Here is a 23,006-nt window from a genome sequence, read left to right as displayed (position 1 = left end):
CTTTTTGTCGGCCGCGGCGTCAATTTTCGCCTGGCGGTCGGCCAGCGCTTTATCAACGGCTTTGGCGACGATGGCGTCGATCTGTTCCTGAGTAAATTCTTGCGCCATTACGGAAATTGGGCACAGCGCGGCGACAACCGCCATGGCTAAAGGCAGTTTTTTCACAGTATTCATGGTTATCTCGCTTTAATAATTAATATATTTCAGATAATAACCATCCCATTCTGGCTAAAATAAATAACCAAAATAAGCTGATTTGTTTTTTTAGGGTACAGCGACGCCGGAGAGTAATATTCTCGCTGGCGTTATTCCATATTAATTAACGCTGGTACAGATGGATTAATTCTTCTGAGAACTCGCGGGCCAGCAGCGAATTCATCAGATGATCCTGGGCATGTACCATAATAAGCGTCATAGGCTGACGCGCTTCACCGGCATCCTGCTCGATGAGCTGGGTCTGCATCTGATGCGCCCGGCGGGCGTAACCGTCGGCCTCATTTAAGAGTAAACGCGCTTCGTCGATATTTCCGGTTCGGGCCGCATGCAGCGCTTCAAAACATAATGAGCGTGACTGTCCCGCATTGACGATAATTTCCATTACCGCATCTTCTAATTCAATCATGTGTATTCCTGAAGTCTTTATTATTTAATAATGCAGTGAAAGTCCTTTTTCTGCATTATGACGCTGTCATCATATTATCTCTCCGGGGCGGAGAGGAATTAGCTAACGGTTTCTGCCACCGGAACGCTATTTTTGGTTTTCTCAACTTCGGTTTTCATTAAGGAACGTTCATAGGCGCGCAGGAACGGCAGGTAAATCACCGCCGACATCACCATGCAGATAAGGCACATCACTACCGGGCTCAGCGTCCAGTTGGCCGCCCACGAGGCGCCAATCGGTGCCGGCGTGGTCCACGGAGTGAGAGACACCACCTGGCTCAGCCAGCCAAGACGCGTCGCGCCGTAAGCCAGCACCGCGTTGACCATCGGTACGCAGACGAAGGGGATAAACATCATCGGGTTCATGATGATCGGCGCCCCGAACAGGATCGGCTCGTTGATATTAAAGAAGCTCGGCACGATGCCCATCTTGCCGATGGTGCGCAGATGAGTGGCCCGGCTACGCAGCAGCAGGAAGGCCAGCGGCAGGGTCGAACCGACGCCGCCAATCAGCAGATAGTGATCCCAGAAACCCTGCAGATAGACGTGCGGCAGCACCGTGCCGGCCGCCAGCGCCGCCTGGTTTGCCGACAGGTTGGCCATCCAGAACGGGTTCATAATGCCGGTGACAATCAGCGAGCCGTGGATCCCGGCGAACCAGAAAATCTGGCACATCAGAACGGAGAGCAAAATCGCCGGCAGCGAGTCGGAGGCGGAAACCAGCGGCTCCAGCAGATGCATGATCGCCTGCGGCAGGATCATCCCGGTCTGCGCTTCGATAAACAGGTTCAGCGGATGCAAAGTACCAATCACCACCAGCACCGGGATCAGGATTTCAAATGAACGGGCGACGCCGGTCGGCACCTCTTTCGGCAGACGGATGGTGATGTTGTTTTGCTTCAGCCACGCGTAGACGCGGGTGGAGTAGATGGCGGTGATCAGGGCGGTAAAAATGCCCTGGCCGGACAGATACTGAGTGGAAATTTTACCATCGGCATAGGGCGCGGCGACCAGCAGGAAGGCCATAAACGCCAGCAGACCGGACATCACCGGATCGAGCTGAAACTGACGACCGAGGCTGGCGCCAATGCCGACCGAGATAAAGAAGGTCATTACGCCCATGCTGAGGTTAAACGGCAGCATCAGCTGTTCGCGGTAGTGCTGGGAGAAATCGAGCCAGCCGCGGGCAAAGCCGTTGGTGGTATCGGGTGAAAACGGCGGAAAGATAAATACCAGCATGAAAGAGCCGATGATCATAAACGGCAATGCGGCAGTGAAGCCATCGCGGATAGCGATAACATATTTCTGCTGCCCAAGGCGTCCTGCCAGCGGAGTAATAGATTGCTCGATCACGGCAATCATGGACTGATACAGAGAACTCATTTCAACACCTCTCAGTGCGCCGCTGGGATCAGCGACAGAGCATAATTCAGGACGTTGTCTCCCCGCTGCATGCCGTAGTCCATCGTATCGATGGGCTGAACCGGAATGTTCAGGGAAGCCGCTTTGTCAGACAGGGTTTTCAACATGTATTTCACCTGGGGGCCAAGCAACACCACCTGATACTGCGGAAACTGGATGTCAAATTCGGAAACGCCATAGGCGTCAATCTGCACCGGCAGATCACGTTCATTCGCCGCCTCCACCATCTTTCTGACCAGCAGACTGGTGGACATTCCGGCAGAACAGCACAGCATAATCTTGTACATCGACGACCATCCTCAAAATGTAAAAAGTTATTGCGTGGATGATTTGATATCAGACGGAAACCGGTTTCCATTTATAAAAAGCAGAACTGTGATAGTGGTCAAGATCTCCTGCTTATGGGGCGGATTTATTGGATTTGGCTCACATTATTCTGTCGATTTGGCGATGTTTTGCGCTGAAATGGAAAATCGGTTTCCAAACAAATGGCGAAATGGATATACTGCGCTGGTCATAATTGAAGCGATTCAGGTTTACGGGATTTTAGCGGGGCGCGGCGCCCGCGCAGGGGAAAATGATGTCGACAATCAATGATGTTTCACGACTTGCCGGGGTTTCCAAAGCCACGGTGTCGCGAGTGTTGAGCGGCTCACGTGGCGTGAAGGAGGCCAGTCGTCAGGCGGTGCTGCAGGCGGCGGAAACGCTCAATTACCGGCCAAACATGATAGCCCAGTCGTTGCTTAGCCAGTCCACCGGCTGCATCGGCGTCATCTGCGCCCAGGACAATATCAATCAAACCACCAGCTATCTCTACGCCCTGGAAAAACAGCTCAGCCAGCACCAGAAGCACCTGCTGCTGCGCTTCGCCAACACCAGCAACGGCGTGATGAACTCGCTGGAGGAGTTGACCTGCGGGCTGTGCGATAACGTGCTGATCATCGGCGCGCGTTTTCCTCTGAATATTAACCGCCCGGACGTGGTGCTGGTGGACTGCCTCGACAGCGAGGGCGAAAACAGCATTCAGTTCGATCACGCCTTCGCCGCCGAAACCGCCTGTCACTATCTGATAAGCCAGGGCAGAAGGCAGATTGCGCTGATCCATCCCCAGAGCAGCGGCTTCGCCGATCAGGTGCTGCTGGGCTACAAGCACGCGCTGGAAAAAAACTTTTTGCCGTTTAATCGCAATCTGGTGTTTCTGGATAACACCTCGCCGTCGGTGGCGGTGCAGGAGCTGGTCAATAACGCCACGACGCTGAACTTTAACGCGCTGCTGGTGAGCGATGAACAGCAGGCGCAGCGCGTGGTGCCGCAGCTGCAGGCGTTTAACCGCGCCGTTCCGCAAAATGTGATGGTGTTTAGCCTCGCCGGATCGTTACAGCTGCCCGGTATCCCGACTATCCCGGCGATTGAATATTCCATGGACGCGATGGCGTCGCGGATCGTCAACTGGTTGACCGAGAAAACGGACAACCCGGGCGGCAGCCCGCTGCGCGGCGATTTAATTATTCCGAAGCACTGATCGTCGCTCTTGCCCTGACCCGCCGCCGTTGGCTGCGGGTTTTTTAATGGCTGTTTTTTGTCGCATCCCTCACATTATAAATAAAACTCATATCTGTCGCCGGGTTTTCGAACCGGACAGCCTGCGTGACCTGCCTTAAGTTGAGTACGAAAGTTCCACTCAAAAAACACTAACCAGAACATTCGTACCGCCTGCTTGAGGAAGTCACCCTATGAATCACATGAACGTTGTCGATGTGAAAGCGTGGATAGATGCCCGCCCGGTCTCGCGCTTTCAATGGAACGTGCTGCTGCTCTGTTTCATCATCATTATGCTGGATGGGTATGACGCCGCGGTGATGGGCTTTGTCGCCCCGGCGCTCATCGAGGACTGGGGCATCAGCCGGGCTGAAATGGGGCCGATTCTTGGGGCGGCCATGTTCGGCGTCGCCATTGGCGCGCTGGTGGCGGGCCCGCTTTCTGACCGCTACGGCCGAAAACGCATTTTACTCTGGTCGGTGGCGTTGTTTGCGCTGTTCAGCCTGGCCGGCGCCGTGGCGCAAAGCCCATCGCAACTGGCGCTGATGCGTTTTCTTACTGGCCTTGGACTTGGCGCGGTGATGCCCAACTGCGTCACGCTGGTGGCGGAATATATGCCGGAGCGGCGTAAAGGGGTGATGATCACCCTGATGTACAGCGGTTTTAACGTGGGTTCCGGCCTCGGCGGCTTTATCGCCGCCGGATTGTTATCGCATTACAGCTGGCATTCGGCGCTGATTTTTGGCGGCGTGCTGCCGCTCGTGGTGCTTCCCTTTATGATCGTGATGTTACCTGAGTCGGCAATGAGCATGGTGGCGCGCCGATTACCTGGCGAGCAGATCGCCAGGGCGCTTAACCGGCTTGGGGGCCAGTTTACGGCTGAAACCGTTTTCCAGCTGAATGCGCCGCCCATCACGCGGAGCAGTAAAGTGGCGCAGCTGTTCCGGCATGGCTATGCCCGCGGCACGATAGCGCTGTGGCTGACCTATTTTATGGGCCTGTTCGTGATATATCTGCTGAACGGCTGGCTGCCAACCATTCTTCGCTCCGGCGGGTTGTCGCTGCAGCAGGCGGCGATGATGACCGGCTTGTTCCAGCTTGGTGGCCCGCTGGGCGGGATCCTTGTCGGTATGCTGATGGATCGTGCCTCGGCGAAAGCGGTGATTGCGGCAACCTATTTTCTCGGCTGCCTGTGCTTGATGTCCCAGGGGTTGATGGATTTCGGATCGGCGGCGCTATCGGTGCTGATTTTTATCAGCGGGATGTGCATTAACGGCGCGCAGAACGGTCTGCAGGCCTATTCGCCAGCCTATTATCAAACCGAAATCCGCGCCACCGGCGTCAGCTGGATGCATGGTATCGGCCGTACCGGCGCTATTCTCAGCTCCACGCTGGGCGGGATGCTGATGCTGGCCGTACCGGGACACTCCTCGATCTTTTTAGTGCTTGCGCTACCGGCCTGCCTGGCGGGGATCTGTATTTTGTTGCACCGTATGAATCACGCTAAGCCTCGACTCACAGAGGCAGAACTGGACGCTTTGTCATCCCCCCTGGAACACCGATAAGTGGAGTTATCTGATGGCTAACATTCTCGGCGGTATCGCCGTCTCTCATACCCCGACTATCGGCTTCGCGGTCGATCATCATAAACAGCAGGACCCGGCATGGTCGCCGATCTTCCAGAGCTTCGAACCGCTGCAGCGCTGGCTGGAGGAGAAAAAACCGGATGCGCTGGTGTACATTTTTAATGACCATGTGACCGCCTTTTTCTTCGATCACTATTCGACTTTTACGCTGGGAATCGACAATCAATATGACGTTGCCGACGAGGGCGGCGGACCGCGCTGCCTGCCCCCGGTACAGGGCAACGCGGCGCTCTCAAGGCACATAGGCGCCAGCCTGATGGCCGATGAGTTTGATATGTCGTTCTTTATGGATAAAAAGCTCGACCACGGCCTTTTCTCGCCGCTTTCGGCGCTGTTGCCCTGGGATGAAGAGCAGGGGTGGCCGACGGCGGTGATCCCGTTACAGATCGGCGTGCTGCAATTTCCGGTACCAAGCGCGCGTCGTTGTTACAAACTCGGCCAGGCGCTGCGGCGGGCGATTGAAAGTTTCCCGGAAGATATCAATGTGGCGATTGTCGCGACCGGCGGGCTCTCTCATCAGGTCCATGGCGAGCGCTGCGGATTTAATAATCCTGAGTGGGACGCCCAGTTTGTTGACATGCTGGTTAATGACCCGGAAAAGCTTACCGAAATGACCCTTGGCGAATATGCCGAACTGGGGGGAATGGAGGGGTCTGAGGTGATCATGTGGCTGGTGATGCGCGGCGCGCTATCAGCCAATGTCACCGAAACCTGGCGCGACTATTACCTGCCGTCGATGACCGGTATCGCTACGCTGATCCTTGAGAACAATGCGCGCATGCCCCCCGTCGATACCCTGACGCGCCATCGCCAGCATATGGCGCAGCAGTTGGCCGGGGTGGAGAAACTGCCGGGAACCTATCCTTTTACCCACGAGCGCAGCCTGAATGGCTTGCGGCTTAACCGTTTCCTGCATCGGCTGATTGAGCCTGCCTGGCGCGAACGTTTTCTGCAGTCGCCTCAGTCGCTTTATGCCGAAGCTGGACTGAGTGAGGAGGAAAAGCAGTTGCTCAACGCACGCGACTGGCGTGGATTGATTCAGTACGGCGCCAGTTTCTTCCTGCTGGAGAAAATGGGCGCGGTGGTCGGCGTATCCAACCTGCATATTTACGCCGCGATGCGCGGGCAGACGCTGGAGGCGTTTCAGCAAACGCGTAACCAACAGGTAACTTACTCAGTGGCGGGTAAACGTTAAACGGTCCCGCCCTGAACCTGCTGATAAATAAAACGCAACAGCGCCTGCGTCGCCGGGGAGGGCAGGCTGCCGGCGCGAAACGTCAGTCCGATACGCCGGGTGGTATCAGGCAGGGGGACCGGCAACACGCTGAGCAGCCCGTTGTCTGTCTCAAAACGCATCTGGCTGGCGGAAACCGCCGCCAGCATGTCTGAGTCCCTCAGCAACCCTCGCACCATCGCCGCATCCCCGGTCTCCACCGTCGGCTGAGGCAGCGGCAATCCTAAGGTGACAAACGCCCTATCCAGCAAATGGCGTGCCGGGGCGTTTGCGCGCGGTAGCACCCATTGCGCTGTCGCCAGCTGGCTACGCGGGTCTGGATGGCGTAGCAGTGGGTGGTTATTACGCAGTAAAATCAGCATATCCTCTTCGAATAACGCCTCGCTACAGAGGTCCGGTAGATCTTCATCCTGGCGCAGCGCACCGATAATAAAATCGATATTACCTGCCCGCATATCGGCGACCAGCGACTCATACGGGCTTTCATTGGTCATGAGAGTAATGCCCGGGTGCTGTGCCAGAAAGGCGGCGATGGCGGTGGGCAGTAGCCGGGTGCGACTCAGCGGCAGAGCGCCAATACGAACGGTGCCCTCCAGTACCCCACGACGGGCGGCGAGATCGCTCCAGATATTTTCCAGTTCGTTGAGCGCTCTGCTGACCGGCGGATAGAGCAGTTCTGCGGCAGGCGTGGGGCGTACCCCTTCTGGCGTTCGGCGAAACAGCGCTGAATCCGCCCCTTTTTCCAGGACCTTCAGCGCGGCGCTGACCGCCGGTTGGGTGATCCCCAACTGTTGCGCGACGGTTTGGGTATGGTTGACGTGATAGAGCTGAATAAAAATGGCTAACCGGCGGGTATTGAACAGCCAGCCGGCGTCCGCCAGGGGGCCGCTGGTGCGGGTATGGTGTTTCTGCAACAGCGCCGGAATGGCCTGCAGGTCGTCAATCGCCCGCCGGGCACGCGGCAGGATGCACTTGCCATACTCGGTGGGCACCATGCCGCTGTAATGGCGTTCAAATAGCGTGACGTTCAACGCGGCTTCAAGATCGCGGATAGCCCGGGTTATCGCTGACTGCGTGCGGAATAAGTCATCGGCAGCACGCGAAACGCTTCCGCGCAGCGCGACCTGACAGAAAAAACGCAGTTGCATGATATTTATGATTTTATTGTGCATTCTCTTCAGCATTATTCGTCAGGCCTGATACAGTGAGTGAGTCGACAACATAAATAAAAATCATAGCCTTCGCAAGTTAACGAATTACCTCCCAACGGCGGGACATGACAAGCTGAAAAAAACAACAGAGGAAGCCATCATGTCTCATCCGGTTAGCGAAAAAAGAGCCCTTGTCGTCAGCGCCCACTCGGCCGATTTCGTTTGGCGCGCGGGCGGTGCGATAGCCCTGCATGCCCTGCAGGGCTATCAGGTCCATGTGGTCTGTTTGTCCTTTGGCGAGCGCGGCGAGTCCGCCAAACTATGGCGTAAAGGCAACATGACGGAGGAGGCGGTGAAGCAAGTCCGTCGCGAAGAGGCGCAGGCTGCTGCCGAGATCCTGGGCGCCAGCGTCGAATTCTTTGATATCGGCGACTATCCGCTGCGCGCCGATAAAGAGACGCTATTTCGTCTGGCGGATGTGTATCGCCGTATCCAGCCCCACTTTGTCCTGACGCACTCCCTGCACGATCCCTATAACTACGATCATCCGCTGGCCTCCCATCTGGCTCAGGAAGCACGGATTATCGCCCAGGCAGAGGGCTATCGCCCCGGTGAGAAAATTGTCTCTGCTCCCCCGGTTTACTGTTTCGAACCGCACCAGCCGGAGCAGTGCAATTGGAAACCCGATGTGTTACTGGACATCACCGCCGTCTGGGAGAAAAAGTATCAGGCCATTCAGTGCATGCAGGGTCAGGAGCATCTGTGGGAATACTACACCCGCGTGGCGCTGCAGCGCGGGGTACAGGCCAAGCGCAATATCGGCATCACGGCCGCGCGCGATATCGTTCACGGCGAAGCCTTCCAGAGCATCTTCCCCCGCGTAACGGAGAACCTGGCATGAACCTGTTAAATAAAAAAGGCCTTGTGATCCGCCATCTGCCGCGCCATGACGAGGCGGTTTTGCGCCGCTGTGAGGCGGCCGGGGTGGCGACGCTTCATGAGGCCTGGGATCGTCAGGGGCTGATGGGGCCGACAATCCGTCCGATTCAGCAGGGTGTCAGTCGGGCGGGCAACGCGGTAACCGTGCTGGTGACGCCAGGTGACAACTGGATGTTTCATGTCGCGGTCGAGCAGTGCCGCGCCGGCGATATTCTGGTGGTGGCCCCGACGTCGCCGTGCGGCGATGGCTTCTTCGGCGATCTGCTGGCGACGTCTCTACAATCGCGCGGCGTGGTCGGTCTGGTGGGGGATATCGGCATTCGCGATTCGCAGACGCTACGGGAGATGGGATTCGCCGTCTGGTCTCGTCAGGTGTATGCCCAAGGAACAGTGAAAGAGAGCCTCGGTTCGGTTAACGTGCCGGTGATTTGCGCAGGCCAGCTTGTGCAGCCGGGCGATGTCGTAGTGGCTGACGACGACGGAGTCGTGGTGCTGCCGCACGCTCAGGTTCGTGATGTGCTTGATAAAGCGGAAGCCCGCATGAGTAATGAACTTGCGAAGCGTGAGCGGATGCGCCATGGCGAGTTGGGACTCGATATTTACGCTATGCGCCCGCGTCTGGCGGAAAAGGGGCTGCGGTATTACGACAGTGCTGATGAGGTGGAGGAGTAAGATGGCGCAACGTGGGATCCCTTGTCTGTGGATGCGCGGCGGCACCTCGAAGGCGGCCTGTTTTCTTGCTGACGATTTGCCTGCCGATCCGGCGCAACGTGATGCGGTGCTGCTGGCGGTGATGGGCTCGCCAGATCCTCGGCAAATTGACGGGATCGGCGGCGCCGATCCGCTGACCAGTAAAGTGGCGATTATTCGCCGCTCTGCACGGCCTGACGCCGATGTGGACTATCTGTTTGCCCAGGTGAACGTGGCGGGGGCCACGGTGGATTACGGCCAAAATTGCGGGAATATTCTTGCCGCCGTTGGCCCCTTCGCCATCGAGCGTGGGCTCGTTCCCCACGATGCGCCGCTTACTCGGGTGCGTATTTATATGGAGAACACGGGGCAACTGGCGGTGGCAGAGATCCCCTGCGATGCCGAGGGAGTCAACTACGTCGGCGAGAGTCGTATCGATGGTGTGCCGGGCAGCGCCAGTCCAATCCTGCTCCATTTTCTTGATGTGGCAGGCTCCAGCTGCGGGACACTGCTGCCGACCGGCAGGGTCCGCGACCGTTTTGATGGCGTCGAGGTGACCTGCATCGATAACGGGATGCCTGTGATCCTGCTGCGCGCTTGCGATCTGGGATGCACAGGCTATGAGACACGCGAACAACTGGATAATGATGACGCGCTTAAACGTCGCCTCGAGTCGATTCGTCTGCAGGCCGGGCCACTGATGCAGTTGGGTGACGTCAGCCAGCGTACGGTGCCAAAGATGACCCTGATCGCCGAGCCGCGACACGGCGGCGCCATCAGCAGCCGCACCTTTATCCCGCATCGCTGCCACGCGTCGATCGGCGTTTTTGGCGCGGTGAGTGTCGCCAGCGCCTGTCTGATCCCGGGCACTGTCGCGCAGGGCATGGCGCAGGTCGCGCCAGGCGAGACGCCGCTGCTCAGCGTTGAGCATCCGACAGGTGAATTTAGCGTGACGCTTCAGCTTGACGCTGATGGCGCCCTGGCAGGCTGCGGCCTGTTACGCACGGCGCGACTGCTGTTTGCTGGCGAAGTTTTTATTCCGGCCCGCGTCTGGCCGTGTGAGGAGTAATGATGACGACAATCGCGTTTATTGGTTTTGGCGAGGCGGGTGGCATTCTGGCGGCAGATCTGGCCCGTGAGCATGCGGTGACCATTTGGGATTGCAAGCTCAATGGCCCGGAGCGAGAGGCAATGGTCAGGAAAGCCAGTGAGTCGGGCGTTCAGGTAGGGAGTTCGCTGGCGCAGGCGCTGGAGAGCGCCACGCTGGTTTTTTCTACTGTGACCGCCGGTGAGGCGCTAAAGGTCGCGCAGCAGGCCGCCGCGCTGCTGCAGCCGGGGCAATATTTCCTCGATCTCAACTCCGTGGCGCCGGAGACGAAACGGCAGGCGGCTGGCCATTTTCTGCCCGGCGTTTACATTGATGTCGCGGTGATGGCGCCGGTGCCGCCGGCCCGATTGCAGACACCGTTATTGATCGGCGGGCCGCAGGCGGAGGCGATGGCGCCGCGTCTGCAGGGGCTGGGGCTGAACGCCCGCTATGGCGCCATTACGGTGGGCCAGGTGTCGGCGATAAAAATGTGCCGCAGCGTGATGATCAAGGGTCTTGAAGCGCTCACCACTGAATGTCTGTTCGCGGCCCGTGAATATGGCGTCGAGGAGGAGGTGATGAGCTCCTTGCATCATAGTTTCCCCTCTCTGGGCTGGACGGGGACGTTTCCCGACTATCTGATCAGCCGGGTGGCGGAACACGGAATTCGGCGCAGCGAAGAGATGGAAGAGGTGGTGAAAACCCTGCGTGACGTGGGTAGCAGCGGGGTCATGAGCAAGGCGATCGCGAAAAGCCAGCGCCAGCTTCCGCACCAGATGGCTGCCCGTAGCCTGAGCTACAGGCAGTTGACGCCGTTTGACTGGAGAACGCTGGTCGCCAGGCTGAAATAGTCGCTATTTGGCCGGACAGACGATTTTGTCGATCGCGGCCTGGTAGCTTTTCTGGTTATTGCGCTCTTTCGCCAGCGTTGCTTCGCGGACCGCGTTCTTGTTGCCGTCGGTCGCCAGCACGTTATTGGCAAAATCGTTGTCGCTGAGGTGGCTTGCTGGCGCGCATTTTTCCTTCACCGCTTTAAGCACCTGCTGCTTTTGCTGTTCGAACTGCAGGCTTTGCAGCGGTGATTCAGCCCACGCCGACGTGGCGCTCAGGGCGGTGACCAGGCATACCATCCAACATGCTTTCATCAGGCTTCTCCTTCCGTAATCGCTTCCGTCAACTATATGCGCAGGCGGGCAAACACGCAAATAGCGGTTAATTTAACTTGTTGAAAAGGCGTTTGTTATCATCGCCTCAGGCGGCTCTCACCCGCCGCCGCGAGTCGATGGCGATCAGCACCACCGAGGCCAGGATCAGCAGCGTGCCCAGCCAGTCCGGCAGCGTGAAGGTGATCCCCAGCAGCAGAAGCGACAGCAGGGCGCTGCTCAGCGGTTCGGCGCAGCTGAGGATCCCGGCTTTGGCGCCGCCAATCTTCTGCGCGCCGTTAAGATAAAGGCTGAAGGTCAGCGAAGTACCGATCACCACCAGGTAGAAAAAGGCTAACAGCAGGCTGCCGTTAACCACAAAATCGGTGCCCTGGCCGCCATAAAACGGCAGCAGCATCGCGCCGCCGAACAGCATGCTCCATCCCACGATCGGCAGCGTCCCGTAGCGGGCAATCAGCGTCGAGGGATAGGTGGTATAAAACGCGGCGGCAAACGCCGAGGCGATCCCCCAGAACAGCGCCGCCGGCGAAATCGACAGCGTCGTCGGGTTGCCGTGGGTCACCAGCAGAAAGGTGCCTGCCAGCGAGGTGCAGATAGCCCCCAGCACCAGCGGAGTGGGGCGCGCTTTACGGGCGAGGGCGAACCAGGCGACGATGATCGTCGGGGACAGGAACTGCAGCACCGTGGCCGTGGCGGCATTCGATTTTTCAATGGTCATCAGAAAGGTGAACTGCACGGTTAACGCGCCAAACAGCGAGAAAAACAGCAGGCTGACGGCGTCGCGGCGGTTTTGCAGCACGCGGAAAATGCGGTCGCCGTGAACAAAGCCGAGCATCAACAGGATCAGCCCGGCGAACAGCAGACGCGTCATGGTCAGAAACGGCGACGACATCTGGCTTTCCTGCATAATAAACTGCGCGCACACCCCGGAACTGCCCCACAGCACGGCGGCAATCAGTACGTTCAGCATCCCTTTTTTGCTGGAGCCCATCTTTTCCTCTGGCTAAATATGACAAAGGGGAATCATAGCATGCGCCCGCCCGGGGCGGCGGGGCAGGAAATGGTAGTCGGGCGCGGCGGTACAACTATTTTGCAGGCCCGGTAAGGCGAAGCCGCCGCCGGGCATTAACCGACAATCGCGTTCTAACTTAAATCGACATTTTTACTGCCGAACAGCCAGGTGAGCGCAAAGCCGCACAGGTAGGAGACCGCCAGTCCGCCGGCGTAGACCGCCATCCCGGCGTAAATCCCGCTGCCGGAGGTCATCAGCGGCAGCGCCACCAGGCCGGACGGACCAAACACCGTGTTCAGGCCGACCGGCAGCCCCAGCCAGGCGATCAGCCCGACGAAGAAGCCGCCGCAGGCGCCGCCGAGGCAGGCGGTGACAAACGGCTTCATCCGCGGCAGGGTGACGCCGTAGATTAGCGGCTCGCCAATCCCGAGGAAGCCCGGAATAATCGCCCCCTTAATCTGGGTTCGCAGCAGCGAATCGCGCTTCGCCCGCCAGAACAGCGCCAGCGCCGCCCCCACCTGCCCGGCCCCGGCCATCGCCAGGATTGGGAACAGCGAGTTAAAGCCCTGGGCATCCACCAGCGCAAAATAGACCGGGACAAACCCCTGATGGACGCCGAACATCACCGCCAGCAGGAACAGACCGGCCAGCACCGCCGAGCCAAACGGATTGCCGTTAAGATGCAGGAACAGCCACGACATGCCGGTAAACAACCAGCCGCCAATCGGCATGATCACCGTAAAGGTCACCGCGCCCATGATCAGCAGCGTCACCGCCGAGGTGAGGATCATATCGAGGTTGGCCGGCATGACCCGCCGCACCTGGCGTTCAACCCACGCCCCAAGGATGGCGGCGATCAATACGCCGATGATATTGCCGCGCGGATCGATACCGTGGCCGAAGAAGGTGGAGATCCCGGCGTAGACGCCGCTGGTCGCCTCCGGGTTGTAGCCCAGCACGAACAGCGAGGCGATAATCGCGCCGTTCACGCCGGAGCCGCCGAACGCCTTCTGGGCGTTATAGCCAATCAGGATACTCAGGAAGGTGAACATCCCTTTGCTGAATACCTTCATATAGCCAATCAGCGCCACCAGGCTGGCGTTCGGATGGGCGTTCTCCAGCACGAAAACCTGTTCCGCCAGGGTGGCGAAGCCCAGCAGCAGCCCGACGGCGATAAAGCCGGGGATCAGCGGCGTAAAAATGGTGGCGAATTTGGCGAGAAACTTCTGCACCGCGCTGGTCTGCTTGCCCTTCAGCGCCTGTTTTTTCTCCGCCGCGACGTCGGCCAGCGTCGGCGCGGCGGGCGCCTCCTCCAGCAGGCCGTTCATCATCTCGGCGGCGGTTTGCGCCTTGCCGGGGCCGAGCACCACCTGGAACTGCTCGTCGCTGACGATCACCCCCATCACGCCGTCAATCTGGCGGATGGCGGCGGTGTCGGCCAGGCCTTCATCGCGCAGGGTCAAGCGCAGGCGCGTCATGCAGTTGCCTGCCTGCGCGACGTTAGCGGCGCCGCCTGCGTGGGCGAGGATCCGCGCTATCATCTCTTTCGTTATTTTTGCCATTGCCCGTTACCTGTCTGTCGGCGCTCAGGTGTTGCTGAGCGCCTTGCGGATATAGCCGTTGTTCTTCGCCAGCAGCGACTGCGCCGCTTCGGCGCTTAAGTCCGCCAGCACCATCACGATCGCCGTTTTACAGTGGCGGCCGCAGGCCTCCAGCGCCTTCTGGGCAGTGGGACGATCGCAGTCGGTCGCCTCCATCACGATGGAAACCTGGCGCTCAATCAGCTTGGCGTTGGTCGCTTCGACGTCGACCATCAGGTTGCTGTAGACCTTGCCGACGCGGATCATCGCCCCGGTGGAGATCATGTTCAGCACCAGCTTCTGCGCGGTACCGGCTTTCAGGCGGGTCGAGCCGGTCACTACCTCCGGGCCGACCACCGGGGTGATGGCGACGTCCGCCAGCTGAGCCATTTCGCCATGCGGGTTACAGCTGACGATGGCGACAAAGGCATTCTGACGATGGGCATACTCCATGGCGCCAATGACGTACGGCGTGCGTCCGCTGGCCGCCAGCCCCACCAGTACATCGCGGTTGCTGAAGTTCAGGTTCTGCAGATCCATCGCCCCCTGCGCTTTGTTGTCTTCCACGTTTTCCACGGCGCTGAGAATCGCTTTATGTCCGCCGGCGATGATCCCCACCACCTGCTCCGGGCGGGTGCCAAAAGTCGGCGGGCATTCGCTGGCATCGAGGATCCCCAGACGCCCTGAGGTGCCAGCGCCGATATAAATCAAGCGGCCACCGGCCTGCAGCGCCGTCGCGACCTTATCCACCACCTCGGCAATCTGCGGCAGATAGGGCGTAATCGCCTGGGCCACCTGCTGGTCTTCCTGGTTTATCACCGTCAGCATCTCGAGGGTGGAAAGGGTGTCAATGTTGTCGCTGTTGGCGTTGCGTCGCTCGGTCAGCAGTTTGCTCAGGTCAATACTCATAGAAACCTCGTTATTCTCAGTCGTGCGCAGTATAAGGAATTATTTATTCCTTGCCTGTGAAGAGTATCACGATTAGTTCGAGGAGAATAATATGAGAATGGTAGAGATGGCGGGAAATAGTGCGGTAATCAAGGTGGAATATTTTATTACCGCACCTGGCGTTTAGCGCGCGCCGCGCGGCTGGCTGAGGCCCATCAGCAGCGCCAGCAGGTAGCAGATCGCCATCGCGAGGCTCATCTTCAGCATCGTTTCGCCGCCGAGGCCCGCCAACGGCGCGGCGATGCCGCCGAAAACAAACATCAGGGTGCCCATCAGCGCGGACGCGGTCCCGGACTGGGCGGCGTCGACGGCGCTCATCGCTTCCGCGCCGGCGACGGTACTGATGCCGCTCATCAGCGACACGGTAAAAAACAGGCCGACCAGCGCCAGAACCGGCAGCTGCAGCCAGGCAAACAGCAGCATGATCGCCGCGCAGCCCACCGCCAGCGTCAGGCCGCCGCGCAGCAGGCCTTCGGCGCTGAAGCGGCGCGCCAGACGGGAAAAGATCATCGCCGCGATAATCAGCCCGATACCGTTCAGACCAAACAGCAGGCTGAACTGCATGGCGCTCATGCCGTATTCGCTCTGCATTACGAAGGAAGAGGAGCCGATGTAGGAGAACAGCCCGGCCATCATAAACGCCTGAATCAGGCAGAAGCGCAGAAAACGACGATTCTTCAGCACCGGCTGGCCGGGCCGCTGGCGGGCGGCATGGGTCGCCGCGGCCGGGCGCGTTTCCCGCAGGATAGTCAGGCTCATGACCAGCAGCGCGCCGCCAATGGCGGCCATCGTCCAGAAGAGAATTCGCCAGTCGAAGGCGGTGATCACGTAGCCGCCCAGCACCGGGGACAGGACCGGCGCAATGCCGTTCACCGTCATCAGCAGGGCGAAAAACTGGGTCAGCAGGGTGCCCTGATATTTATCGCGGGCGATGGAGCGCGACAGCACCGAGCCGCCGGCGCCGGCGAAGCCCTGTAAAAAGCGCCAGACAATCAGCATGTTGATATCCCGGGTCAGGGCGCACATCGCCGAAGAGAAGATAAACAACAGCAGGGACAGTGCCAGCGGTTTCAGGCGGCCAATCCGGTCGCTCAGCGGGCCGAAAAACAGCTGACCCAGGCCGAGGCCAATCAGCGCGGCGGTCAGCGACAGCTGGGTCTGGGTGCTGGTGGCCTGCAGCTGCTGAGTGATCTCCGGCAGAGCCGGCAGATAAAAATCCGTGCACAGCGGCCCAATGCCCGACAGCAGGCCGAGGATCAGCGCCCAGGAGAGGGAAACACGTGGCATAACGATTCCTTACAGAAGCCGGGCGCGGTCGCCCGGCGGGTGAAATTAACTGGCGCCGCCGCCCAGCGACTGCCAGAGAGTGATCCGGTTATTGAGGTCGGTCTGCTGCAGGGACAGCAGCGTCGTCTTCGCCGACCACAGCGTGCGCTGGGCGGTGAGCACCGACAGATAATCGCCGACCCCAGCCTGATAGCTCTTCATGGCGATATCCAGCGAGGTCTGCTCGGCGGCGACATACTGTTGCTGGGCATCGAGCTCTTCATTTAGCGTTTCCCGGCGCGCCAGCGCATCGGCAACGTCCTTAAAGGCGCTCTGAATCGATTTCTCGTAGGTGGCGATCAGCCCCTTCTTCTCCGCTTCCGCATAGCGCAACTGCGCCAGGTTGCTGCCGCCGGTGAACAGCGGCAGGCTGATGGAGGGGGCGAACGACCACACCTGCATCCCGTGGCTGAACAGCGACGACAGCGAGTCGCTGCCGACGCCGGCGCTGGCGGTCAGGGAAATCGACGGGAAGAAGTTCGCCCGCGCCGCGCCGATATCGGCATTGGCGCTCTTCAGATTATGCTCCGCTTCCTGAATATCCGGCCGGCGCAGCAGCACCGACGATGACACCCCCGCCGGCACCAAGGCGATGCAGTTATCCCCGAGACTGTCGAGGGTGCCGGGCAGCAGGCTCTCCGGCACGGTTTCCCCCGCCAGCAGGTTAATAGCGTTTTTATCCTGCGCCACCAGCGTGCGGTAGCTGGCGACGCTGGCGCGCGCCTGCTGATAGACGCTTTCCGCCGAGCTTAAATCGCCGGCGGAGGCGGTGCCCACCGCCATCTGACGGGCGACGATGTTGCGCGAGTTTGCTGCGCTGTCCATGGTCTGCTGCGCCAGCGCCAGATTGCTGTTATCCGTCGCCAGGGTCACCCAGGCGGTGGTCAAATCGGCAATCATCGTCAGCCGGGTATTCTGCGCGGTGAATTCGCTGGCAAGCCAGGTTTCGCGCGCCGCGCGCGACAGGCTCTGGTTCTTGCCAAACAGATCCAGCTCGAAGCTGGAGACCGCCCCGTCGGCCTGCGAAGCGGAGCTCAGGCCGCTGGCCACCGTTTTGCTGCGGGTATGGCTCAGCTCGGCATCGACGGTGGGAAACAGCGACGCCCGCGTCTCGCCGTACTGGGCGCGCGCGGCCTCGATATCGGCCAGCGCCTTTTGCACATCGCGGTTGCTGTTCAGCGCGATACTGACCACTTTTTTCAGCCGCGCGTCATTGACCACTTTCTGCCAGTCGCCGACCACCGCCGTCGATTCGCCGTGCGCCCCGGGCAGGGTAGCCGGCACCGGCGCGGCCGGGCGATCATAATGCGGGTCAAGCGAGACGCAGCCCGCGGTCAGGAGCGCGATAAACATAAAACTCAAACGAAACATACCTTACTCCTGAGAAGGACGTTGGCGGGTGAAGAAGCGTTTCACCAGCACGAAGAACAGCGGTACGAAGAACACCGCCAGCAGGGTGGCCGTCAGGGTGCCGCCGATGATGCCGGTGCCGATCGCCACGCGGCTGTTGGCCCCGGCACCGGTGGCGATGGCCAGCGGCAGCACCCCGGCGATAAACGCCAGCGAGGTCATGACAATTGGGCGCAGACGGGTCTGCGCGGCGCGGATCGCCGCCCGGGAGAGCGAATAACCCTCATCCGCTGCGGATTCAGCGAACTCCACGATCAGGATGGCGTTCTTCGACGACAGGCCGATGGTGGTCAGCAGCGCCACCTGGAAGTAGACGTCGTTGCTTAAGCCTCGCAGCGTCGCCGCCAGCGCCGCGCCGAGCAGGCCGAGCGGGATGACCATGATCACCGAGAACGGCACCGACCAGCTCTCATACAGCGCCGCCAGGCACAGGAACACCACCAGAATCGAGATGGCGTACAGGCTCATCGCCTGGCCGCTGGCCAGCTTTTCCTGCAGCGAAATGCCGCTCCACGCCCAGGTGGAGCCCGCCGGCAGGCTGTCGGCCAGCTTTTCCATCTTGTCCATCGCCGCGCCGGAGCTGAAGCCGGCGGCGTTTTCGCCCTGGATCTCAAAGGCGGCGGAGCCGTTGTAGCGCACCAGGCTTTCCGGACCGTATTGCCAGTGGGTGGTGGCGAAGGCGGAGAAGGGCGTCATGCTGTTATCGCTGCCGCGAACGAACCATTTGCCGAGGTCGGAGGGCACGGCGCGCGCGTCGCTCTCGCCCTGGATGTACACCTTCTTCACCCGGCCGCGGTCGATAAAGTCATTCACGTAGGTACCGCCCCAGGCGCTGGAGAGGGTATCGGTCACGTCGCTCAGCGACAGCCCCAGCGAGACCGCTTTGTTGTTATCGATATCCACCTGCAGCTGCGGCATCTGCGGCAGGTCGTTGGCGCGCACCGACTGCAGCTCGCCGCTCTGGTTGGCCGCCGCCAGCAGCTGACTGCGCAGCTTCATCAGGCTGTCGCGGTCGGTACCGCCGCTGGCCATCAGCTCGAAGGTGAAGCCGTTGCTCTGTCCGAGACCGTCCACCGACGGCGGGGTCATGGCGAACAGGGTGGCGTCGCGGATCGTCCCCAGCTCTTTATTGGCGCGCAGGGCGATGGCCTGGGCGGTATTGTCGTCGCCTTTGCGCTGCGACCAGTTGTTCAGCGACACGAAGGCCATCCCGGCGTTCTGACCGCTGCCGCTAAAGCTAAAGCCGTCGACGGTGAAAATGACGTTGGTATTGGCTTTCTCTTTGGTCAGGAACCAGTCGGTGACCTGGCGACGCACCTCGGCGGTACGCACCGCGGTGGCCCCGGCGGGCAGGGTGTACTGGACCATGATCTCGCCCTGGTCCTCCACCGGCAGAAAGCTGCCCGGCAGTTTCCACATCGCCAGCGCCATCGCCCCGCAAATCAGGACGTAAGCGCCCATCATCACCGCGCCACGGCGCAGGCCGCCGAGCACGCGGCGCTGGTAGCCCGCTTCCGTGCGCCCCCACAGGCGGTTAAACGCGCCGAAGAACCCTTTAGTATGAGGCCTGGAGTGGCTAAGCAGCGCGCCGCACAGCGCCGGGGTGAGGGTCAGGGCCACCACCACCGACAGCATCATCGCCGAGATAATGGTCACCGAGAACTGGCGATAAATGACCCCGGTCGAGCCGCCGAAGAAGGCCATCGGCAGAAAGACCGCCGACAGCACCAGGGCGATCGCCACCAGCGCGCCGGAGATTTCGCCCATCGATTTTTCGGTGGCTTCCCGGGCGGGCAGCCCTTCGTCGCGCATAATGCGCTCGACGTTCTCCACCACCACAATGGCGTCGTCCACCAGCAGGCCGATCGCCAGCACCATGGCGAACAGCGTCAGGGTGTTAATCGAGTAGCCGAACAGCGCCAGCACGCCGAAGGTGCCGAGCAGCACCACCGGGACAGCCACCGCCGGGATCAGCGTGGCGCGGAAGTTCTGCAGGAACAGATACATCACGCAGACCACGAGGATAATCGCTTCGAAAAGGGTCTGAATCACGTCTTCGACCGAGATTTTGATGAACTCGGTGCTGTCCTTTGGATAGGCGATATCGTAGCCCTGCGGCATCTGACGCTGGAATTCGGCGATTTTGCTTTTCACCAGGGTCGCGGTGTCCAGCGCGTTGGCGCCGGGGGCCATCATCACCGCGATCCCGGCGGCCGGGTGGCCGTTGAGATTGGCGGTAGCGGTGTAATCCTCGCTGCCCATCTCCACCCGCGCGACATCGCTCAGGCGCACCACCGAACCGTCTGCCTGGCTTTTCACAATGATCGCTTTGAACTGGTCAGGGGTTTGCAGCCGCGACTGCGCGCGCACGGTGGCGGTCAGCTGCTGGGCGCTGGACGATGGCAGGGCGCCGATTTTACCGGCGGAGACCTGCACGTTCTGCGCCTCAATCGCCGACTGGACGTCGGAAGGCATCAGCGAGTAGGAGGCGAGTTTGGTCGGGTCCATCCAGACGCGCATCGCGTATTCGGCGCCGAACACTTGCAGGCTGCCGACGCCCTCTACGCGCGCCAGCGGGTCCTGCAGGTTGCTGACCAGCCAGTCGGAGATATCGGAGCTGGTGGCGCGGTCGGTTTTGTCATACACCGCGAGGATCAGCAGGAAGCTGCTCTGCGATTTTTCCACCGTCACGCCGGACTGCTGGACTTCGCTCGGCAGCCGCGATTCCGCCTGCTGGACTTTGTTCTGCACCTGCACCTGGGCGGTGTCCGGGTCGGTCCCCTGCTCAAAGGTGACGGTGATGCTGACCGAACCGTCGGAGCTGCTGGTGGAGCTAAAGTAGAGCAGATGGTCGAGGCCGGTAAGCTGCTGCTCGATCACCTGGGTGACGCTGTTCTCCAGGGTTTCGGCGGAGGCGCCGGTGTAGGTGGCGGAGATTTTCACCGCCGGCGGGGCGACGTCCGGGTACTGGCCCACCGGCAGAGTGCGGATCGCCAGCACGCCGGCGAGCATAATCAGAATGGCGATCACCCAGGCAAAGACCGGGCGACGCACGAAGAAACGGGAGAACATCAGGCGTTGCCTCCGTTATTGTTGACGGCAACGGCCTTCACCGTCTGGCCTGGGGCCACTTTACCCGTGCCTTCGACGATCAGCTTGTCGCCCGCTTTCAGGCCGCTCAGCACCAGCCATTTATCGCCGTAGGTGTCGCCGGTTTTCACGGCGCGCTGTGCAACTTTGTTGTCGGCATCGACCACCAGCGCCGTGGCGTCGCCTTTGGCATCGCGGGTAATCCCCTGCTGCGGGGCGAGGATCGCGTCGTTCATGATGCCTTCATCGATGCGCGCGCGGACAAACATCCCCGGCAGCAGGACGTGCTGCGGGTTGGGGAAGATGGCGCGCAGGGTTACCGAGCCGGTGGATTCATCGACGGCGACTTCGGTGAGCGCCAGACGCCCTTTTTCGCTGTAGGCGCTGCCATCTTCAAGGATTAACGTCACGCTGAGGGTATCGCTATTGCTGGCCAGGCTTTGTTTGCGTAAACGCAGGAGATCGACGCTGGATCGCGTCAGATCGACATACATGGTGTCGAGCCCGCGGATCGTCGCCAGCGCGGTATCCTGATCGGCGGAGACCAGCGCCCCCGGCGTGACCGACGAGATGCCGATGCGCCCGGCAATCGGCGCGGTGACGGTGGTCCAGTTCAGGTTGATGCGCGCGCTCTCCAGCGCCGCTTTCTTCGATGCCACGCTGGCCTTGTCCTGGGCGCAGGTGGAGGCGGCGTCGTCGGCATCCTGGCGGGAGACGCCGTTATCCCGGACCAGCGACGCGTAGCGCTGAGCCTTCTGGCAATCGGAGACCACCAGCGCCTGGGCCTGTTTCAGCGCCGCCGCCGCTTCATTCCAGGTCGCGCGATAGCTGGAGGGATCGATCTGGTAAAGGGCCTGCCCGGCCTTCACCATATCGCCTTCGGTAAACAGGCGCTTCTGGATGATGCCGCCCACCTGCGGGCGTACTTCGGCGCTGAGCGAGGCGGTGGTGCGGCCGGTGAGCTGGCTGACTACCGGAACCGGCTGGCTTTGCAGAGTGACCACGCCCACTTCCGGCGTGGGTTGCTGCGGGGCAGATGTCTGCGCATTATCGCATCCGCTGAGGAGAAATAATGCTGTTGCGATGGGAGCTATGATGTATTTCATTATATTTTCTCAAGATATAAGACGTCCGCCCCGTTTATTTAAAAACGAGGGAATAGGTTGGGCGCTGAGGCATTTTCGGCTAAGCGAAAATGACAAAAAAGGAACACAGATGTTCCTGAACGTGATTGTTATCGTGTCTCCGCTGAAGCCAACCTCTTCGGCCTTCAGGAGGTGAAAAGCGCATCTCCTCTGGTTTTGTGGTGAGAATGATCATTCTCATTTTTTCCCATTATACGATCCGCCGCGATAATGGAAAGGTTTTTTTGCTTACTTTTAGAACGCAAAAAATTAAGGCAAATAATCATGGAGAAAATAAGAATTTTTTGTGAAAGTGGAGAGGAAAAATAACCTTTCGGCACTGCGATACTGGAGATAGTTAATGGCGTTAATTATTACAAAAAGCATTAATCCCGACGACCAACAAGAATTGTTTGCCGGTCTGCGGCACTATAATCAGCAGTATCTTGATGCGGCGCAGTTTGGCGATCTGGGCGTTTACTCCCGCGATGCGCAAGGGGTGATGCAGGGCGGGCTGATTGCCAAACGTAAGGGTAACTGGCTGTGCATTGAGTATCTGTGGGTCAGCGAAGCGACGCGCGGTCGCGGACTGGGGAGCGAGCTGATGCAGGAGGCGGAGCGGCAGGCGCAGGCGCTGGGCTGCAGCCATCTGCTGGTGGATACCTTTAGCTTCCAGGCGCTGCCGTTTTATCAGAAATTAGGCTATCAGCTGCAGATGTCGCTGCCCGACTTCCCGCACGCGGGGATGCAGCGTCACTATTTGTCGAAGGCGCTGTAACGGTCCTGATATCGCCGGGCGGTCAGGTACCGTACCTGTGATTGTGCCGGATGGCGGCATAAATGCCTTATCCGGCCTACACAGTTCTCCCGTAGTTTCGCCCCACCCAGGACCGGCAAGCGCAGCGCCGCCGGGCAGGATATCAGGCACGGCACCTGTATTCTTGCCGGGTGGCGGCTGCGCCTTACCCGGCCTACGGTTCGTGCT

At 60.0% G+C, this 23,006-nt stretch carries 23 protein-coding genes and 1 pseudogene; 10 read left to right on the top strand and 14 right to left on the bottom strand.

The window, feature by feature from the left end; genetic code table 11:
• From ACLH1U_RS18955 to ACLH1U_RS18940, 4 genes and pseudogenes are all read right to left on the bottom strand, one after another.
• A pseudogene (locus ACLH1U_RS18955) lies at positions 1-174 on the bottom strand (hypothetical protein); the annotation flags it as partial.
• Between the two features lie 145 nt (positions 175-319).
• A complete protein-coding gene (locus tag ACLH1U_RS18950) occupies positions 320-622 on the bottom strand; it encodes a PTS lactose/cellobiose transporter subunit IIA (RefSeq protein WP_004205145.1) in 303 nt (100 codons plus the stop codon).
• A gap of 98 nt (positions 623-720) precedes the next feature.
• Positions 721-2,043, bottom strand: a complete 1,323-nt coding sequence (locus tag ACLH1U_RS18945) for a PTS sugar transporter subunit IIC (protein WP_023291424.1) — start codon at positions 2,041-2,043, stop codon at positions 721-723.
• 11 nt (positions 2,044-2,054) lie between these two features.
• Positions 2,055-2,369, bottom strand: a complete 315-nt coding sequence (locus ACLH1U_RS18940) for a PTS sugar transporter subunit IIB (protein WP_023291423.1) — start codon at positions 2,367-2,369, stop codon at positions 2,055-2,057.
• Here ACLH1U_RS18940 and ACLH1U_RS18935 point away from each other — a divergent pair.
• The 4 genes from ACLH1U_RS18935 (at position 2,362) to ACLH1U_RS18920 (ending at position 6,462) form a co-directional block, all read left to right on the top strand.
• On the top strand, positions 2,362-2,679 hold the full coding sequence (locus ACLH1U_RS18935; protein ID WP_124070018.1) for a hypothetical protein: 318 nt from the start codon (positions 2,362-2,364) through the stop codon (positions 2,677-2,679). The genes ACLH1U_RS18940 and ACLH1U_RS18935 overlap by 8 nt on opposite strands.
• Complete coding sequence (locus tag ACLH1U_RS18930; protein ID WP_105491088.1) at positions 2,663-3,604, top strand: LacI family DNA-binding transcriptional regulator; 942 nt, start codon at positions 2,663-2,665, stop codon at positions 3,602-3,604. The genes ACLH1U_RS18935 and ACLH1U_RS18930 overlap by 17 nt, the downstream gene beginning before the upstream one ends.
• A gap of 211 nt (positions 3,605-3,815) precedes the next feature.
• Positions 3,816-5,186 (top strand): MFS transporter, encoded by a 1,371-nt coding sequence (locus tag ACLH1U_RS18925; RefSeq protein ID WP_023291421.1) that lies wholly within the window; start codon positions 3,816-3,818, stop codon positions 5,184-5,186.
• 13 nt (positions 5,187-5,199) lie between these two features.
• Positions 5,200-6,462: a gallate dioxygenase gene (locus ACLH1U_RS18920; protein WP_023291420.1), complete on the top strand. Its 1,263-nt coding sequence runs from the start codon at positions 5,200-5,202 to the stop codon at positions 6,460-6,462.
• Here the strand turns inward: ACLH1U_RS18920 and ACLH1U_RS18915 are convergent.
• Positions 6,459-7,685 carry a LysR family transcriptional regulator gene (locus ACLH1U_RS18915; protein WP_023291419.1) on the bottom strand — a complete coding sequence of 409 codons (1,227 nt, stop codon included), beginning with the start codon at positions 7,683-7,685 and terminating at the stop codon, positions 6,459-6,461. The genes ACLH1U_RS18920 and ACLH1U_RS18915 overlap by 4 nt on opposite strands.
• A 127-nt stretch (positions 7,686-7,812) precedes the next feature.
• On the opposite strand from ACLH1U_RS18915, the gene galB reads away from it, so the two are divergent.
• From galB to ACLH1U_RS18895, 4 genes are read left to right on the top strand one after another with little or no spacing between them, the layout of a single operon-like run.
• Positions 7,813-8,553, top strand: a complete 741-nt coding sequence (galB, locus tag ACLH1U_RS18910; RefSeq protein ID WP_411299397.1) for a 4-oxalmesaconate hydratase — start codon at positions 7,813-7,815, stop codon at positions 8,551-8,553.
• Entirely contained in the window at positions 8,550-9,263 is a 714-nt protein-coding gene (locus ACLH1U_RS18905) for a 4-carboxy-4-hydroxy-2-oxoadipate aldolase/oxaloacetate decarboxylase (protein ID WP_023291418.1), read from the top strand. Before galB ends, ACLH1U_RS18905 begins: the two co-directional genes overlap by 4 nt.
• A gap of 1 nt (position 9,264) precedes the next feature.
• Entirely contained in the window at positions 9,265-10,350 is a 1,086-nt protein-coding gene (locus tag ACLH1U_RS18900) for a 4-oxalomesaconate tautomerase (RefSeq protein ID WP_044525076.1), read from the top strand.
• A gap of 2 nt (positions 10,351-10,352) precedes the next feature.
• Entirely contained in the window at positions 10,353-11,219 is an 867-nt protein-coding gene (locus ACLH1U_RS18895) for a DUF1932 domain-containing protein (protein WP_105491085.1), read from the top strand.
• Between the two features lie 3 nt (positions 11,220-11,222).
• Here ACLH1U_RS18895 and ACLH1U_RS18890 read toward each other — a convergent pair whose 3' ends face one another.
• The 8 genes from ACLH1U_RS18890 to eefA all read right to left on the bottom strand — a co-directional run bounded on the left by ACLH1U_RS18890 (position 11,223) and on the right by eefA (position 22,003).
• On the bottom strand, positions 11,223-11,513 hold the full coding sequence (locus ACLH1U_RS18890) for a YicS family protein (protein WP_023291415.1): 291 nt from the start codon (positions 11,511-11,513) through the stop codon (positions 11,223-11,225).
• 106 nt (positions 11,514-11,619) lie between these two features.
• Positions 11,620-12,522, bottom strand: a complete 903-nt coding sequence (locus ACLH1U_RS18885; RefSeq protein WP_004205129.1) for a DMT family transporter — start codon at positions 12,520-12,522, stop codon at positions 11,620-11,622.
• Positions 12,523-12,674: 152 nt separating this feature from the next.
• Positions 12,675-14,105, bottom strand: coding sequence for a PTS N-acetylmuramic acid transporter subunit IIBC (murP, locus tag ACLH1U_RS18880; RefSeq protein ID WP_023291414.1), 1,431 nt, complete (start codon positions 14,103-14,105; stop codon positions 12,675-12,677).
• Between the two features lie 24 nt (positions 14,106-14,129).
• Entirely contained in the window at positions 14,130-15,032 is a 903-nt protein-coding gene (gene murQ, locus ACLH1U_RS18875; protein WP_105491084.1) for an N-acetylmuramic acid 6-phosphate etherase, read from the bottom strand.
• 162 nt (positions 15,033-15,194) lie between these two features.
• The gene (locus ACLH1U_RS18870; RefSeq protein WP_023291412.1) at positions 15,195-16,358 is read right to left on the bottom strand and encodes a multidrug effflux MFS transporter; all 1,164 of its coding nucleotides are present in this window, start codon (positions 16,356-16,358) and stop codon (positions 15,195-15,197) included.
• A gap of 45 nt (positions 16,359-16,403) precedes the next feature.
• Positions 16,404-17,768, bottom strand: coding sequence for a multidrug efflux RND transporter outer membrane subunit EefC (gene eefC, locus ACLH1U_RS18865; RefSeq protein WP_032454402.1), 1,365 nt, complete (start codon positions 17,766-17,768; stop codon positions 16,404-16,406).
• 3 nt (positions 17,769-17,771) lie between these two features.
• Positions 17,772-20,879: a multidrug efflux RND transporter permease subunit EefB gene (gene eefB, locus ACLH1U_RS18860; RefSeq protein WP_102002545.1), complete on the bottom strand. Its 3,108-nt coding sequence runs from the start codon at positions 20,877-20,879 to the stop codon at positions 17,772-17,774.
• Positions 20,879-22,003 (bottom strand): multidrug efflux RND transporter periplasmic adaptor subunit EefA, encoded by a 1,125-nt coding sequence (gene eefA, locus ACLH1U_RS18855; protein ID WP_411299396.1) that lies wholly within the window; start codon positions 22,001-22,003, stop codon positions 20,879-20,881. The genes eefB and eefA overlap by 1 nt, the downstream gene beginning before the upstream one ends.
• Positions 22,004-22,209: 206 nt before the next feature.
• Here eefA and ACLH1U_RS18850 point away from each other — a divergent pair, with 206 nt between their 5' ends.
• The gene (locus ACLH1U_RS18850) at positions 22,210-22,332 is read left to right on the top strand and encodes a hypothetical protein (protein WP_032454401.1); all 123 of its coding nucleotides are present in this window, start codon (positions 22,210-22,212) and stop codon (positions 22,330-22,332) included.
• On the opposite strand, the gene ACLH1U_RS18845 is transcribed toward ACLH1U_RS18850, so the two are convergent.
• Complete coding sequence (locus tag ACLH1U_RS18845) at positions 22,292-22,408, bottom strand: hypothetical protein (RefSeq protein WP_180812820.1); 117 nt, start codon at positions 22,406-22,408, stop codon at positions 22,292-22,294. The genes ACLH1U_RS18850 and ACLH1U_RS18845 overlap by 41 nt on opposite strands.
• Between ACLH1U_RS18845 and ACLH1U_RS18840 the strand changes: the two genes are divergently transcribed.
• The gene (locus ACLH1U_RS18840; protein ID WP_004205120.1) at positions 22,383-22,799 is read left to right on the top strand and encodes a GNAT family N-acetyltransferase; all 417 of its coding nucleotides are present in this window, start codon (positions 22,383-22,385) and stop codon (positions 22,797-22,799) included. The two genes, ACLH1U_RS18845 and ACLH1U_RS18840, sit on opposite strands and share 26 nt — an antisense overlap.
• Positions 22,800-23,006 lie beyond the last annotated feature (207 nt).

The sequence above is a fragment of the Klebsiella sp. 1SOBk5mer genome, from assembly GCF_046603115.1.
Classification (GTDB): Bacteria; Pseudomonadota; Gammaproteobacteria; order Enterobacterales; family Enterobacteriaceae; genus Klebsiella; species Klebsiella quasipneumoniae.
Note: the sequence above shows the minus strand (reverse complement) of the source record. Positions and strands in the feature narration are given on the sequence as shown.